The 14,944-nt window shown below is 63.6% G+C and carries 13 protein-coding genes; 5 read left to right on the top strand and 8 right to left on the bottom strand.

The features are described from left to right. The 3 genes from G8E10_RS06760 to G8E10_RS06750 all read left to right on the top strand — a co-directional run bounded on the left by G8E10_RS06760 (window position 1) and on the right by G8E10_RS06750 (window position 2,845). A complete protein-coding gene (locus tag G8E10_RS06760) occupies window positions 1–870 on the top strand; it encodes a carbohydrate ABC transporter permease (protein ID WP_245420122.1) in 870 nt (289 codons plus the stop codon). Between the two features lie 67 nt (window positions 871–937). Continuing rightward, window positions 938–2,260, top strand: a complete 1,323-nt coding sequence (locus tag G8E10_RS06755) for an extracellular solute-binding protein (RefSeq protein WP_422038540.1) — start codon at window positions 938–940, stop codon at window positions 2,258–2,260. A gap of 168 nt (window positions 2,261–2,428) precedes the next feature. Then, window positions 2,429–2,845, top strand: coding sequence for a DoxX family protein (locus G8E10_RS06750; protein WP_110801256.1), 417 nt, complete (start codon window positions 2,429–2,431; stop codon window positions 2,843–2,845). Between the two features lie 44 nt (window positions 2,846–2,889). Here the strand turns inward: G8E10_RS06750 and speB are convergent, their stop codons facing one another. Beyond that, entirely contained in the window at window positions 2,890–3,939 is a 1,050-nt protein-coding gene (speB, locus tag G8E10_RS06745) for an agmatinase (protein WP_167128109.1), read from the bottom strand. An 88-nt stretch (window positions 3,940–4,027) separates the two neighbouring features. Further along, window positions 4,028–6,550 carry a methyl-accepting chemotaxis protein gene (locus tag G8E10_RS06740; protein ID WP_110801258.1) on the bottom strand — a complete coding sequence of 841 codons (2,523 nt, stop codon included), beginning with the start codon at window positions 6,548–6,550 and terminating at the stop codon, window positions 4,028–4,030. A 248-nt stretch (window positions 6,551–6,798) separates the two neighbouring features. Here G8E10_RS06740 and G8E10_RS06735 point away from each other — a divergent pair, with 248 nt between their 5' ends. After that, a complete protein-coding gene (locus G8E10_RS06735) occupies window positions 6,799–7,698 on the top strand; it encodes a DMT family transporter (protein WP_110801259.1) in 900 nt (299 codons plus the stop codon). Here the strand turns inward: G8E10_RS06735 and G8E10_RS06730 are convergent. The 5 genes from G8E10_RS06730 to G8E10_RS06710 all read right to left on the bottom strand — a co-directional run bounded on the left by G8E10_RS06730 (window position 7,695) and on the right by G8E10_RS06710 (window position 12,902). Beyond that, entirely contained in the window at window positions 7,695–8,759 is a 1,065-nt protein-coding gene (locus G8E10_RS06730; protein ID WP_110801260.1) for an ABC transporter permease, read from the bottom strand. The two genes, G8E10_RS06735 and G8E10_RS06730, sit on opposite strands and share 4 nt — an antisense overlap. Next, window positions 8,756–10,306 (bottom strand): sugar ABC transporter ATP-binding protein, encoded by a 1,551-nt coding sequence (locus G8E10_RS06725; protein WP_425530827.1) that lies wholly within the window; start codon window positions 10,304–10,306, stop codon window positions 8,756–8,758. Before G8E10_RS06725 ends, G8E10_RS06730 begins: the two co-directional genes overlap by 4 nt. A 2-nt stretch (window positions 10,307–10,308) precedes the next feature. Then, complete coding sequence (locus tag G8E10_RS06720) at window positions 10,309–10,959, bottom strand: DUF2291 family protein (RefSeq protein ID WP_110801262.1); 651 nt, start codon at window positions 10,957–10,959, stop codon at window positions 10,309–10,311. 71 nt (window positions 10,960–11,030) lie between these two features. Then, window positions 11,031–11,972: a D-ribose ABC transporter substrate-binding protein gene (locus tag G8E10_RS06715; RefSeq protein WP_110801263.1), complete on the bottom strand. Its 942-nt coding sequence runs from the start codon at window positions 11,970–11,972 to the stop codon at window positions 11,031–11,033. Between the two features lie 102 nt (window positions 11,973–12,074). After that, window positions 12,075–12,902: a phosphogluconate dehydrogenase C-terminal domain-containing protein gene (locus tag G8E10_RS06710; protein ID WP_110801264.1), complete on the bottom strand. Its 828-nt coding sequence runs from the start codon at window positions 12,900–12,902 to the stop codon at window positions 12,075–12,077. A gap of 233 nt (window positions 12,903–13,135) precedes the next feature. Between G8E10_RS06710 and G8E10_RS06705 the strand changes: the two genes are divergently transcribed. After that, on the top strand, window positions 13,136–13,690 hold the full coding sequence (locus G8E10_RS06705) for a 3'-5' exonuclease (protein ID WP_110801265.1): 555 nt from the start codon (window positions 13,136–13,138) through the stop codon (window positions 13,688–13,690). A gap of 9 nt (window positions 13,691–13,699) precedes the next feature. On the opposite strand, the gene G8E10_RS06700 is transcribed toward G8E10_RS06705, so the two are convergent. Beyond that, window positions 13,700–14,857 (bottom strand): GGDEF domain-containing protein, encoded by a 1,158-nt coding sequence (locus tag G8E10_RS06700; protein WP_165910688.1) that lies wholly within the window; start codon window positions 14,855–14,857, stop codon window positions 13,700–13,702. Window positions 14,858–14,944 lie beyond the last annotated feature (87 nt).

Genomic DNA, 14,944 nt, shown 5'->3' with positions numbered 1-14,944 from the left:
ATGACATCACCATCCGCACAGACGGGCGCGGGCCCCTCGGGCATGGTCGGACGCAGCACGGGCGACCGCGTCATTCTGGCCCTCACGATCGCGATGGCCGTCGTCATGATGGCGCCGCTGGTCTGGGTCGTCGCTCTGTCGCTGAAGGACAACAAGGAGCTGATGGCGAGCATGAACGCCGTGTTCCATGCGCCCTACACGCTCCAGAACTATCTCAACATCCTCACGACCTCGTCGGTCTTCCGGTGGATTCTCAACAGCCTCATCGTGTCCGGCGGCGTGACCCTCGGCACGCTGGTGCTCTGCTCGCTCGCCGGCTACGGCTTTGCCCGTCTCAATTTCCCCTTCCGCAACGTCCTCTTTGTGATCGTGCTCATCGGCCTTGCCATTCCCGAGCAGGCCGTGCTGATCGCCCGCCACCAGCTCTTTTCCTGGTTGAAGCTGCACAACACCTATCCGGGTCTGATCCTGCCCTGGCTTTCGGCACCGTTCGGCGTGTTCCTGATGACGCAGTATTTTCGCGCCATTCCCAAGGAGCTGGACGAGGCGGCGCTGCTCGACAATGCGAGCCGCTTCAAGATCTTCTGGAAGGTGCTTCTGCCGCTGACGGTGCCGGCGCAGGCGACGCTCGGCATCTTCACCTTCCTCAGCGTCTGGAACGACTACTTCTGGCCGCTGATCTCCGGCACGAAGAAAGAAATGTACACGCTGACCGTCGGTATCGCATCGACGCAGACGAACTTCGCACAGTCCGAGGGGCTCGGCTTCCTCATGTCGCAGGCGGTCTTTGCCAGCGCGCCGATCCTGATCCTGTATCTGTTTTTCCAGAAATACATCGTTACCGCCGTATCCGGCGCTGCCGTGCGGTGAGAAGACTGCCCGGCCTGCGCAGACAAGGCCGGTGAAACGCAATCATGACATGGAGGAGACACGCATGATGCATGTATGGAGGACGTCTATTCTGGCGGCGGCTTCGGCCCTTGCCGTGATGGCGGCGACGCCGTCGTTCGCGGCCACTGAACTCAGCCTGCAGCGCTTTTTCGGCGCCTGCGACGCGGATTTTGGCAGCAATACCGATGTGGCCAAGGCTGTCGGCGAGTGCGGGATCATCACCTCGATGATCAACAAGTTCAACGCCGACAATCCCGATATCCATATCTCGGTGACGACGGTGGAGTGGCCGGGCTACGACCAGCTGACCGCCCAGTTTGCGGCCGGCGATCCGCCCGACATCGTCTCGATTCACCACTCGGCCCTATCGGACTACCAATCCAAGGGCCTGCTGATGCCGCTCGACGAGGTTCTCGCCTCCGTCGGCGTGAAGCCGGACGACTTTACCGATGCGGCCCGCAACGGCGTGACCAAGGACGGCAAGATCTACGGCCTGCCGATCGATAACTGGACGATGCTCTACCACATCAACATGGACCTGTTTAAGCAGGCGGACCTCGTGAATGCCGATGGCACGCCGAAGCTGCCGACCAGCGTCGACGAACTTCTGGCACAGGCCAAGCAGTTCCGCGAGAAAACCGGCAAGCCCTACTTCGTCCAGAACCTCGCCAACGAGACGGCGCTCTACACCCGCAATTTCTATACCTACCTGTTCCAGCAGGATTCCGACTTCTTCGCCGATCCGCTGAAGGTCAAGCTGAACACGCCGGAGGCCAAAAAAGTCTTGGAGATGTACAAGGCGATCTTCGACCAGGGCGACACCACGAAGGACATGGACTACGCCGCCAGCATCAACGCCTTCCTCGCTGGCGAAGGTGGCGTGCACCTCAACGGCACCTGGGTCATCGGCGACTACAACGCCTCCTCGAAAACGCCGGGGACCGCGCTGAACAGAGGCGGCTATGCCGTCTATCCCTATCCGCAGCTGTTTCCGGGCAAGAAAAGCCAATACGCCGACGGCCACGCCTGGGGTATTTCGCAGAAGGACCGCTCAGCCGAAGAAACGGCGGCCGTCGGCAAGTTCCTCAAGTTCTTCAAGGACAACGACTTCGAATGGTCGCGCACCGGCCACCTGCCGTCCGTGAAGGCCGTGTTCGAAACGCCGGCGTTCAAGGCCCTGCCGTACCGCGACACCGTGGCGCCGATTGCCACGCTCGGCACGGCCCTGCCGTCGACCGTCCAGCGCCAGTTCGCGATCCAGGACATCATCGGTCAGGAAATGAACGCCGCGATGACCGGCCAGAAAGAGGTCGATGCCGCGCTGTCCGACATGGAGAACCGTATCAACGATCTTCTGGCCAACCTGTAGAGCCGGCTGAATCTCGGCTCATCTCCCTCGACCTCGGGGCGCTACTCCCTGCCTTCGAGGTCAAGGCCCGCCGTTTTCCCTGAAGCGGCGGGTCGTTCGTATCGCGGTGTTACGTACTCTAAAAAACGGGCATAAAGCTGCAGACATCCACTGGACGATGAACACACCATGTTTGAAGCAACGCGCAGCGACGAACGGCATACCGGCCTGCGCATCGGGCTCTCTCTGTTCTACGCGGCCGCCGGCATCCTGCATCTCGCCTGGCCATCGCCTTTTCTGACGATCACACCCGGTTGGGTGCCCTATCCGACAACGGTCATCGCGCTGACGGGGGTTTGCGAGCTTCTGGGCGCGATCGGTCTCTGGTTCCGCGCCGTCGAGCGGCCAGCGGCGCTGGGCCTCGCGCTATATGCGGTCTGCGTCTACCCCGCCAACATCAAACATGCCATCGACGGCCTGACGGCGATCGATGCGGGCGTTCTGCCCTGGCTCTATCACGTCCCGCGTCTGGCGCTTCAGCCGGTGCTCGTCTCGCTGCCGCTCTACGCCACTGGCATCCTGCGCTGGCCGCTTCGCAGACGATAGACGCGGCGGGCCCAAGCTGCTGACAACCGAGAAGCGGATCCGGATCACGCCTTCAGCGACGGGCTGAAGGCGAGCAGGCTCAGGATCTCGAACAGCATCTGGGCGCCGGCCTGGGCGGTGTTGGTCGTGCTGTCATATTGCGGTGCGACCTCGACGACGTCTCCACCGACGAAATTGAGACCCTTCAGCCCGCGGAGCAGTTCCAGCGCCTCGCGCGTGGTCAGACCGCCGATCTCCGGCGTTCCCGTGCCGGGCGCAAAGGCCGGATCGAGACTGTCGATGTCGAAGGAAAGGTAGGTCGGCCCGTCTCCGACGATCGTGCGCGCCTTCTCGATGATCGCCGGAATGCCCATTCCGGTCACCTCTTCTGCGTGGATGACCGTCATTCCGGCATCGTAGGAGAACTCCCAGAGATATTCGGACGAGCCGCGAATGCCGATCTGGATCACCCGTGTCGGATCGAGAGCGCCATCGAGAACCGCGTTGCGGAACGGGCCGCCATGGTGGAACTTGGTGAGATCATACGCGCCGCCCGTGTCGCAATGCGCATCGATATGGATCATGCCGACAGGCCGCTCCTGCCCGACCGAGCGCAGGATGGGATGCGTCACGGAATGGTCGCCGCCGACCGACAGCGGCAGGATGCCCTTTGCGACGATCCTGTCCACATGCTGCTCGATGTCCTCGTGGCTCATCTCCAGCCGATACCGGCTGCGAAAGGGAACGTCGCCGATATCCGCCACGCGCAACTCGTGCACCGGCGCGACCTCCAGCACATGGTTGTAGGGCCCGATCCGCTCGATCGTCCGCAGCGCCCGCGGGCCGAAACGGGATCCGGTGCGGTTCGTCACGCCAAGATCCATGGGAATTCCGAGCAGCGCGACCTGCAGCGCGTCGAACGCTTCGCTATCGCTCAGTTCGACCAGGGGCGCGGACAGGAGCGTTGGTATGCCGGAATAGGGTGCAGCCCGCGTGCCCCTCTCGGAGAAGATATGCGCAGCCACGCGGCGAAAGCCGGGATCGCTGATCTCGCCCCCGTGCCCACTCGCATATTTTTCCCGTAGTTCCAGCAGTCTCTGGTCGGTCAACGTCATCGGATGCTCCCGTGATATCAGAGCCTGACGCTATCGCGGTCTCCCCGCAATTCAACCGAAATCGGCAAGAGCGTGCCTAAAGCACCGATCAGGCAGCCCGCGCGTGCCGAACATCGTCCTCCTCCAGCAGGCGGAAGCGGCCGACGAGGCCTGCGAGCATGTCGATATCCTCGGCAAGCTGCAGGGTCGCGGCATTGGTCTCTTCCACCATCGCGGCGTTCTGCTGGGTCATGTGGTCGATCTGGTTGACGGAACCGTTGACGGATTCGAGCGAGGTCGACTGGTCGCGGCTGGAGATTGCGAGATGATCGACATGGCCAGCGATATCCACGATCTGGTGTGCGATCTCCATCAGGGCACTGCCGGTCTGCTCGACATATTGCGAACCCGTTGCAACCTCCGCCGACGATTTTGCGATCAGGCCGCCGATCTCCTTGGCCGCCTGCGCCGAACGCTGCGCGAGGTCGCGCACCTCCTGCGCCACGACCGCAAAGCCCTTCCCGGCCTCGCCCGCACGGGCCGCTTCGACGCCGGCGTTGAGCGCAAGAAGGTTGGTCTGGAAGGCGATCGCGTCGATGGCGCCGACGATCTGCCCGATCTTGTCGGAGGCCTCGCGAATCCGCAGCATGGCCGAGATTGCGTTCTGTACGATGCCGGAGGAATTGTCGGCATTGCGCTTGGCGCGCTGGACGATGCCCTGCACGTCGTTGGCGCGACCGGCCGCCGTGCGCACCGTGGAGGAAACTTCGTCAACCGCAGCCGAGGTTTCCTCAAGCGCTGCCGCCTGCTGTTCCGTCCGCTTGGCAAGGTCGCCAACGGCATCGGCCATCTGCTGGCCGTTATGGTGGATGGCGCTGGAGATATTGCGGATTTCCGAAAGCGTCTCGCGCAGGCCACCGACCGAGGCGTTGAAGTCGCTGCGCAGACGATCGAGATGCGCGGCAAAGGGCGTTTCGATAGTGAAGCTCATGTCACCCCGTGCGAGGCGCGACAGACCCTGCGCCAGGGTGTCCACGGCGAACTGAACCTGCTGTGCTGCCTCCTGGCGGTCCGCATCGTTGCGCAGTCGCTGGGTCTCCGTCTCGCGGCGGGTCGCCTCCGCCTGCTCTTCCATCGAGACCTTGGTGAGAGCATTGCCTTTGAAGACGGAAAGCGCGCGCGCCATGTCGCCGATTTCGTCGGAACGGTTTTCGCCGGTGATCGACGTATCCAGCGCACCGTCGGCAAGGCGACGCATGGCGGCGGTGATCTGCCCGATCGGGCCCTTTAGCGTCATGACAAGCGCGGTTCCGGCGAGAAGGGCAATGAGGATGCCGGCGAGCGTCGCGCCGAGCGAAATGGTGTTGGCCTGCTCGCGCTCCGTACCCGCACTCTGCTTCTGGCTTTCCGCGAATTCCGTCAGCAGCGTCCACGTCCCGTCGATCTGGGCCGCCGCGGCGTCGAACTCCGAACGCTGTTTCTCTGACAAGGCGACGAGCGCAAGGGCGTTCGCCTCCAGGGACGCCATCGCCGGCTTTGCCTTTGCCGGCAGCGCGGCCAGAACCGTATCGCCGGGAACGGCGGTCGCGAGGCCCTCCATCTCCTTGCCATAGGCATACAGCGCCTGCTGCACCGTCTTCACGCCGCCCTCATCTGGAACGGCCGCGAGTTCGGCGAAGACGACGCGGATCTGGTTGGCATTGCCGACGATGGCGCGCAGCTTGTTGCCGACGCGATCGGCCTTGGCGATTTCGCCTTCGGCGGCGGCGAGCGCGGATACGGCATTGCGCAGGGCGTCGTCGGACGCGGTCTTGATCGCCGCCGCTGCGCGGTCGAGCGAAGCGAGTAGGGTGACGAGATTGCCGGCGGCGAACGGGTCGGTGCCGGCCTTGACAGCAGCATCGCTAACGGCCGCCATCTGAGGCTTCAGCGCATCGACGGCAGGAAGAGAGACCTTGCCGAGTGCCTTGATCGTCGCGTCGAGCGCGGTGGACACGGCAGGCAGGCCCGTTTTGATTGCCTTGATCCGGTCCGCATCGCTTGCCGCTGCGGTCGCCTGTGATGCGAGCGTCTGCGCGACGGTACCGAGCGCACCGACTTGCAGCGCCGTCTTCAGGTCGGATTTTGCGGATTTCTCGAGAGTCTTGGCAGAGGCGAGGAGGACGAAGGCCTGTTTTCCCGCTGCGGCCTGCACGGCGAGAAGCTCCTCGGTGCTCGCGCCGACCGCGGTGGCGATCCGCTCGCGGTCGGTCTGCAGCGCCCAGAGCGTCTCGATGTTCGCAGCGATGCTGGCGGATTGGGCCAGTGCCTCGTCCAGGCTTGTGACATCCGTCTCCGCACGCAGGCCATCGGCCATCGTCTTCAGGTTGGCAATCTCGTCGCTCAGTTCCCTGCGCGCGGCATCATGCGTCTCGGTCGACGGCTGCATCAGGAAGCGCGACATGGCGGAGAAGACCTCCTTGAAGCCGCTCAGCGACTGGAGAACGCTGTTGGAGATTTCCATGCGGCCCTGAAGCAGGCCGGATGTGTAGAGACCGGTGATGCCGACGGCCGTGATGCTGAGCACGAACGGCGTGACGAGAACCAGCACCTTGGTCTGGATCCGTATCCGAGACATCAAACGATCGATCATGAAAAGGCTCCCCCGCCCGCTTAAGGTCGCACCGGAGTGATCCGGCACAGCGCGTGCGGCATTCTGTCAAATGCGGATTAAAATAGAATAAAATACTTACAGTCCTTATGACCCCGGCATCGGCAACTGCTCCGTCCGGTGCGAGAGAATTTGACATTGCGGCGCAGGCCGGTTCCTGCCATTGCGGCGCTGTCGATGGCGTGTCCTCGTTCGTGGTTCGAGCTGGGGGTGCGCGGCTGGAGGGCCACATGGTTTTGGAGATCAAGGACAAGGGCCCGCTGACGGGTATCGCGCTGGCTTCGGCGGGCTATGCCTGCTTTGCCCTGCAGGATGCGATCGTCAAATGGCTGGTGACGGATTACGCGGTGCCGCAGATCCTGTTCTTCCGCAGCCTCGTGATCGTCGCCATCACCGGCGTGCTCGTCCGCGTTCGCAAGCACCCTTCTGCCTGGCAGAGCCCCTACCGGAAGACGCTGGTGCTGCGCGCCGCGCTGATGCTGGTCGCCTGGCTGCTGTTCTACAATGCGGCCCGCACGCTGGGCCTTGCGGAACTAACGACGCTCTATTTCTCGGCGCCGATCATGGTCATGTTCCTGTCGATCCTGATATTGAAGGAAACGATCGGCATAGGACGCTGGATCGCCTGTATCGGTGGTTTCATCGGCGTGGTCGTGGCCGCAAACCCCACCCACTCGCCGAACCTGCTGCCGGCGGCCATGTGCGTCGTTGCGGGTTTCTGCTGGGCCTGGAGCACCATTCTCGTGCGCCTCGTGAGCCGCAGCGAATCCACGCTGACGCAGATGTATGCGACGAGCCTCCTCTTCGGCCTTGCCTGCGCCCTGTCGCTGCCCTGGGTCTGGACCACGCCGGATGCGACGGGCTGGGGCTTGCTGCTGGCGCTCGGCCTCATCTCCACGATCGGGCAATACCTGCTCTATGACGGCTTCCGCTACGCCCCGGCCTCGGCCATCGCACCGATCGAATATACCGGCCTGATGTGGGCTTTCCTCTACGGATACCTGATCTGGACAGAGGTGCCGGCCGTGAACGTCTTCATCGGCGCCCTGCTGATCGTTGCGTCCAGCATCGTGCTCGTCTTCTGGGAGCGACGGGGACAAGGCCCCCGCCGCAAAGGCTCGCCGGCCTAACCCTTCTTGGCCAGCTGCATCAGCGCGACCTGCTGCTGCAGACGGCGCTGGGCCTGGTCGACCACCACGGCGACGATGATGACGATGCCCTTGATGACCATCTGCCAGAAGGAGGAGACGCCCATCATCACGAGCCCGTCCGACAGGATGCCGATGACGAAGGCGCCGATGATGGTACCCCCGATCGTGCCCCGCCCGCCGGACATGGAGGTGCCGCCGAGAACCGCTGCCGCGATGGCGTTCAGTTCGAACGAGTTGCCGGTGGCCGGATGCGCGGCCATGAGTTCGGAGGAGATGACGATGCCGACGATGGCGGCGCAGAAGCCGGAGAACATATAAACGAACATCTTTACCCGGTTGACCCGGATGCCCGACATGCGCGCCGCCCGCTCGTTGCCGCCGACGGCGAAGATCTGGCGGCCGAGCGGTACGTTCCGCGCGAAATATGCAGCGGCGAGCGCAACGACGATCAGGATCCAGATCGACACCGGCAGGCCGATGATACGGCCCGAGCCCAGGAAGCCGAAGCCCGTGGTGGCCAGTTCCGGCTTGCCGACGAGATTCGGGAAGGTCTGCCCGTCCGACGACAGCAGCGCGAGGCCGCGGGCGACATAGAGCGTGCCGAGCGTGGCGATGAAGGGCGCGACGTTCAGCCGGGTGATCAGCAATCCGTTGACCGCGCCGATCAGGATGCCGACAGCGAGCGTGATCAGGCAGACCTCGACGATGTTGAAATAGATCGTGTAGCCGATCTGCAGATCGATGCCGTTGAGGATCAGCCCGCCGGCCACCATGCCGCAGAGCCCGACGATGGAGCCGACCGACAGGTCGATGCCGCCGGTGATGATGACGAAGGTCATGCCCATGGCGAGAAACGCGTTCAGCGCCACATGCTTCGACATCAGGATGATGTTGGCCGTCGAGAGGAAGTTCGGCGCGAAGGCCGAGAAGAAGGCGATGACGGCGAAAAGTGCGATGAACGTCCGCAGCTTCATCAGCGTCAGCAGAAGCGATCCGCCGTCCGTCGCGGCTGCCGATGTGGTCGTGGTGGCCGTCGTCATGGCGCGATATCCCCGCTGGTCTGTGTCGATTTGTGCCCGATCGATGCCGCCCGCACGATCGCTTCCTCGCTCGCCTCCGCCCGGTCGAGAATGGTGGTGATGCGGCCATTGCTCATCACGGCGATCCGGTCGGACAGCGCCATCACCTCTTCGAGATCGGAGGTGGAGAACAGGATGGCGAGCCCCTCCCCCGCCAGCCGGCGCATGGTGCGGAAGACGTCGGCCTTCGCGCCGACGTCGATGCCGCGGCTCGGCTCGTCCATCAGCAGAACCTTCGGTTTTGTCATCAGCGCCTTGCCGATCACCACCTTCTGCTGGTTGCCGCCCGACATGGACGTCACATCGAAATCCGGGTTCGGCGCCTTGATGGCGAGATCCTTGATGGCCGTGGCAACGGCGGAGCGCTCGCGCTCGCCGGCGATGTGGAACTTGAAGCGCACGAACCGGTCGAGGCTGGCCAGCGTCAGGTTCGCGGCGATCGACAGCACCTGCACCAAGCCTTCGCGCTGCCGGTCCTCCGGGATCAACGCCAGCCCGCGCTTGATGCGCGTCGGGGTGTCGCGCGCGACGATCTCCTCGCCATCAATGAAGATGCGGCCGGTCGCGTGAGGGTGCTGCCCCATGACGCATTCGAAGAATTCACTGCGCCCAGCGCCCATCAGGCCATAGATGCCGAGCACCTCGCCGGCCCGCACCGAAATGGAGAGATGATCGACCGCAAGGCCTCCGGTTCGCCGCGCGAGCGAGATATCCTCGGCACGAAACGCTTCGCGACCCAGTTTGTGATCGACGGACTTTGCAAAATCCTTGGCATCCGAGCCGATCATCGAGCGGACGATCCAGCGGGTGTCGATGTCCTTGACCAGCGCCTGGCCGGTAATCTGCCCGTCCCGCAGCACGGTGATGTGGTCGCCGATGCGCATCAGCTCTTCCAGCCGGTGCGAGATATAGACGATGGCCACGCCCTGCGCTTTCAGTTCGGCGATCACCTTGAACAGAATGTCGACTTCGGCGGCCGACAGGGCCGAGGTCGGTTCGTCGAGGATGAGAATACGCGTGTCGAGCGAAAGCGCCTTGGCGATCTCGACCAGCTGCTGCTGGCCGATCGGCAGGTCCTCCACCATCGTCTCGGCATTGATGCCCGCATCCAGCCGGTCGAGGAAGATGTTGGCCTTCTCGACGTGCGCCTTGTGATCGATGCCGGTGAAACCGCGGAGGATTTCGCGGGTGGCGAAGATGTTCTCGGCGACGGACAGGTTTCCGAAGAGATTGAGTTCCTGAAACACCATGCCGATGCCGTGTTTCTGGGCGTCGGCCGGCGAGTGGAACTCGACCGGCTTGCCGTCGAGGAGAATACGCCCGAGGGACGGACGCTCGACGCCGGCGATCATCCGCATCAACGTCGATTTTCCCGCACCGTTCTCGCCGACGAGCACGTTCACCGCACCGCGGCGCAGCGACAGGTTGGCATTTCTGACCGCAACGATGCCGGAATAGACCTTCGTTACGTCCTCGAGCTGAAGGATGATGTCGTCTTCGTCTGCCATGATCAGCCGCCGATTGCCACATTGACGGGAGTCAACAAGGGCAGCTGCCCCTTCGCAGGCAGCGGATAGGCGCCGACAGCCTCGATCGTCTTCCCCTCCAGCCCCTCGCGCGGCAGAGCCTGCAATACCTGAGAATTCAGGTCAGCGTTGAAGGCCTTGCCGAATTCGGCCCACTGGATCTGGTTTTTGAACTGATTGAAGCTGACGAAATCGAGGCTGTCACGGATCGCGGTGCCCTTGATGACCGGCCCGATCTGGACCCGCACATCAGCCTTGCCGTCGCCGTCTATATCCGTGTCGAGATAGCCGGCGCGCGACGTGGTCTCGGCCTTGATCACGGTGCCCGAAATATTGGCAGCATAGGTCCAGGGAGCGTTGCCCTCCTTTTCCTTGTGGCCGTATTTGGCAGCCGCCGCATCGGGATCGGACGCGATCAGCGCGGCGACCTCGGCATAGGGGCCGGCTTTCGAGGTGAGATAGGGCACCACCTTCGGCGTCCAGAGCTCGGTCGCCTGCCGTTCGGGGTTGAAGCCGTCGCTTGCGGCCTCCGCGGCTTCTTCGGCCGTCGGCGTCTTGATGATCTTGCAGCCGGCCAGGACCATAAGCGTGGCCGAGGCGAGGCAAAGCGCGGCAGCGGCGGTGAAACGCGGCATTCCGTCAACTCCGGATGGGAAAAGGCGCGGGCGGCGCGTGTGAACGAGCCGCCCGCCTCAGGAGAGTGCGATCAATCCTTAAGCGCGAAGGTCTCGAGCTTGTCGGCATTGTCGGCGTTGATCAGCACGCAGTCCATCAGCTGCTTTTCTTCCGCCGGCGCCTTGCCTGTCTTGATGTAGGCGTCCGCCTGCTCGACGGCCATCTGGGCCTGCGCATAGGCCGGCTGCATCACGGTCGCCTTGATACCGCCCGCCTTGATGCTGTCGCGGACATCGTTGGAGCCGTCGAAGCCGACGACGATAACGTCCTTGCGGCCGGCAGCCTGAAGCGCTGCGATCGCTCCCATCGCCATCGTGTCGTTGCCGGCGATCACGCCCTTGATGTCCGGATTGGCCTGCAGGATGGTCTCCATCTTGGAGTAGCCTTCCGTCTGGCTCCAGTTCGCCGACTGCTGTGCCACCATCTTCAGGTCGGGATATTCGTCGATGATATCGTGGTAGCCCTTGGAGCGGATGCCGGCGTTCAGGTCGGCCTCGCGACCGAGCAGCTCGACATAATTGCCCTTCTCGCCCATCAGCTTGACGAACTCTTCGGCGCCGAGCTGGGCACCCTGGTAGTTGTTGGAGACGATCTGGGAGACGGCGACGCCCGTCGCGTTGATTTCGCGGTCGATCAGGAAGGACGGGATCTTAGCGTCCTTCGCTTTCTGCACGGCGGCGATCGAGGCTTCCGAACCGGCATTGTCGAGAATGATGGCCTTGGCGCCGCGGCCGATGGCCGTGTCGATCAGCTGCGACTGCTTGTTGGCGTCGTCGTCGTGCACGAGAACCAGCGTTTCGTAGCCGAGTTCCTTGGCCTTGGCTTCCGCCCCGACAGCTTCCGCCTTGAAGAACGGATTGTCATGGCTCGGCGTGATGATCGCGATGAGATCGGCCGCGTAGGACGGCATGGCCGTGCCGAGGGCGAGAACGCCGGCAAAGGCGGCAAGGGTCAGTCTGCGTGCGAGTTTCATATAGTTCCTCCCAGGTGTGTGTTCAACAAACCCGCCTCCCTGCGGGTCCGTGTTCCTCGTCGGACGGGCCCGCCTTGAAGCAGAACCGTCGTGATCTCGTGATCAGGTGATCCGGCGAATGCTCTCGGCGATTTCCTGCGGTTCAAAGACATTCTTCCAGTCGTCGCGCATCAGCGCGGGAATGCCGAACTCGATCGCCTTGTTGCAGGCATCCGAGAACACGCCGTCGACTTCCTTGAAGATGACGGCGCCCAGCACGTTCATGTGGCCGAGCAGGAAGTCGCGCGCCGCCTGTTCCGGCACGCCGCGCTTCACGCATTCGTCCAGCGCCTGGCTCATAACGACGAGCAGCGAGGCGCAGACCGTTTCCGACAGGCCGGGCTCAAGGATCGCCATCTGCTCGACCGTCACGCGGTGCGAGCGCATCACCGGCGCCCAGATGGTCTTCGCCACCTCTTCGCCCAGCGCATAATGCTCTTCCGGCCCCTGCATCAGCGCCGAGACGATGTGCTGCTTGGCGGCGATGCCGCCGAAATGGTCCTTCTTCGCGGCCATCTCGGTCTCGTCGTTGAAGATCGGGGGGTGGCAGGGATGGGTCACGAAATAGGTGATGTCGGCGCGCTCCGGCAGATGGCCCGCAAAGGGTGCCGCGGCATCGAGCACGACGACCATGGTGCCCGGCGCGAGCTTATCGATGATACCGGAGGCGACCTTGCCGATGGCCGTATCCGGCACGGCGAGAACCACGACTTCGGCGCCGTCGAGCGCCTCCTCCACGGGCAAACAGGTCAGGCCGAGATCTGCCAGCAGCCGCGCGCGTCCGGCGTCGCTGACCTCCACAGGGCGAATGTCGAAGCGCGAGCCGATGAGGTTGCGCGCGAGCCGCGTGCCCATTTTTCCGCCAGCGCCGAAAAGTGCGATCGATGTCATGTGTCTTGATCCCGTTTTATCAGACCATCTAAAGGAAACTGGTATAATGAGTCAATGATCATTTCACATGATGTCGAAGAACGGTGTTCGACGGAATGTGCATTCCCTTGTCCTTTACGCAGGCGGTCCGATCCGGCTAGATCGTAACAGGCCGGCAGATGCCTTGAAGAGACCGGATGTTGCGGTGATCAGCGTCTCGCGTTTCGTGCCGCACATCATTCTGGACGAATGCCATGCTTGTGTTTCTCGATTTCGAAGCGTCCTCCCTCGGCAAGAAGAGCTATCCGGTCGAGGTTGCCTGGGTCTTCGAGGACGGAACGTCGCGCGCTCACCTGATCCGCCCGACGCCCGATTGGACGGACTGGTCGATGAAGGCCGAGCGCATTCACGGCCTCTCCCGCCGTCGTCTCCACCTGGAGGGCACGCCTGTCGCGGACGTCGCGCGCGATATGCTGGAAACGCTGGAGGGGCATGCACTCTACGCCAGCGCCCCTTCCTGGGATGGGAAATGGCTGAGCGTGCTGCTGCGCGCAGGGGGCCTGCCGCGCCATGCGCTGAGGCTCGGAAAATCCGACGATGTCTTTCTAGAGCATGCGAGGGAGATCATGGATGGCACGTTCACCCGCCGCGAGATCGCCGATTTCGTGAAGGGCATGATCGAGAGCACCGAGCCGACCCAACCCGCGCACAGGGCGCTGGCGGATGCGACGCTGGAGCACACGCGATGGCTTGCCATCCGGAAGGCGGCCGCAGAGGCCGTTAGCGAGCGCGGGAACGCTTCAGGCTAGGCATCGTGATCAGGCGACCGCACGTGCCGCCGCCGCGCGTAGCTCAGCCGGCCTTTCGCCCTCGGTAAAGACGCGATTTCTGCCGGCCGTCTTTGCGGCATAAAGCGCGCGATCCGCACGGGCCATGACGTCATAGATGCCGAGATCACCGCCGCGCGACGCCGCAACGCCGAAGCTTGCGGTCACGGCGCCGACGCCAATCCGCGACCAGTCGGCCGATCCGATCCGCGCATGCATCGCATGGGCCACCGGAAGAGCGGTATGGAGTGCGATGCCGGGCAGGAAGAGCACGAATTCCTCGCCACCGAACCGGGCGAGCACGGCACCTTGCGCCTGCTCCAGAGCGAGAATGCGCGCAAGCTCGGCGATGACCGCATCGCCGGCGGCATGACCGTACCGGTCGTTGACCCGCTTGAAGTGGTCGATGTCGCAGACGATCACGGCGCCCGCGATCGTCTTCTGGCCGGACAGCCTGTCGAAGCCGCGGCGGTTGAGGAGCCCCGTCAGCGGATCGCGCTCGGCCACGTCCTTGTAGCGATCGATGACCTCCAGCGTCACGCAGCCGAGCGCCGCAAGCGCCAGCAAAATCCCGATCACGGTGCTCGTCGTCTGCATCAGGAATGCATAGGGCGACAGCAGGAAGGTCTCGAAGTCGCTCGGATTGCGGTTGAGCACGGTCATCACGATGTTGCGGACGAGCGAATCCGCGACGAGCAGAAAGACGATGGCGACCAGCAGACGCTCCGCCGCACCCCGCGCATGCCGCATGACGGCAAAGGCAGGCACGACGAAACAAAGCGAGGTCACGAGATCGTTGGCCGCCAGCGCCAGCGTCGGGTTTTCAAGGATGAATGTCGACACGACGGAAGCGAGCATGCCGGTAACGACGAGCAAGGCCCTTGGCCAGACAGGCAAGTGCCGGCGGAACTGGGCTAGAAGGCCCTGCCCGTAGAAGCTCAGCGCCAGCAGGAACAGCGTATCCGCCACCACGGAGCGAAACAGGCCGGGAATGGTCTCCGGCAGGATCGGCATGATGAAGCCGAGAGCGGCAGAGAGGTAGCCGACGCCCCACCAGGGCGCGGAGCGGGGCTCGTGGCGCCCGACGAACAGGAACGTCAGTCCAAACGCGCACAGAATGACCGGCAGAAGAAATGCAAAATGATCCATGCCAGCCCCGTTGCTGATGCTTCTCAGGCGCCGGATTGCCTTGCACGCCGCGTGACCCGCTCGCCTCGCGGCAGGGCACCCACCCAC

Source organism: Ferranicluibacter rubi, assembly GCF_011603255.1.
Lineage (GTDB): Bacteria > Pseudomonadota > Alphaproteobacteria > Rhizobiales > Rhizobiaceae > Ferranicluibacter > Ferranicluibacter rubi.
The sequence above is the reverse complement of the archived record's forward strand: the minus strand, read 5'-3'. Positions and strand labels throughout refer to the sequence as shown.

Excerpts from the sequence above, each read along its gene's own strand:
- G8E10_RS06730 (WP_110801260.1), bottom strand. The coding sequence starts at position 8,759 with ATGACGACGGCCACCACGACCACATCGGCAGCCGCGACGGACGGCGGA.
- G8E10_RS06750 (WP_110801256.1), top strand. The coding sequence starts at position 2,429 with ATGTTTGAAGCAACGCGCAGCGACGAACGGCATACCGGCCTGCGCATC.
- G8E10_RS06720 (WP_110801262.1), bottom strand. The coding sequence starts at position 10,959 with ATGCCGCGTTTCACCGCCGCTGCCGCGCTTTGCCTCGCCTCGGCCACG.
- G8E10_RS06740 (WP_110801258.1), bottom strand. The coding sequence starts at position 6,550 with ATGATCGATCGTTTGATGTCTCGGATACGGATCCAGACCAAGGTGCTG.
- G8E10_RS06700 (WP_165910688.1), bottom strand. The coding sequence starts at position 14,857 with ATGGATCATTTTGCATTTCTTCTGCCGGTCATTCTGTGCGCGTTTGGA.
- G8E10_RS06725 (WP_425530827.1), bottom strand. The coding sequence starts at position 10,306 with ATGGCAGACGAAGACGACATCATCCTTCAGCTCGAGGACGTAACGAAG.
- G8E10_RS06735 (WP_110801259.1), top strand. The coding sequence starts at position 6,799 with ATGGTTTTGGAGATCAAGGACAAGGGCCCGCTGACGGGTATCGCGCTG.
- G8E10_RS06760 (WP_245420122.1), top strand. The coding sequence starts at position 1 with ATGACATCACCATCCGCACAGACGGGCGCGGGCCCCTCGGGCATGGTC.
- speB (WP_167128109.1), bottom strand. The coding sequence starts at position 3,939 with ATGACGTTGACCGACCAGAGACTGCTGGAACTACGGGAAAAATATGCG.
- G8E10_RS06715 (WP_110801263.1), bottom strand. The coding sequence starts at position 11,972 with ATGAAACTCGCACGCAGACTGACCCTTGCCGCCTTTGCCGGCGTTCTC.
- G8E10_RS06710 (WP_110801264.1), bottom strand. The coding sequence starts at position 12,902 with ATGACATCGATCGCACTTTTCGGCGCTGGCGGAAAAATGGGCACGCGG.
- G8E10_RS06705 (WP_110801265.1), top strand. The coding sequence starts at position 13,136 with ATGCTTGTGTTTCTCGATTTCGAAGCGTCCTCCCTCGGCAAGAAGAGC.
- G8E10_RS06755 (WP_422038540.1), top strand. The coding sequence starts at position 938 with ATGCATGTATGGAGGACGTCTATTCTGGCGGCGGCTTCGGCCCTTGCC.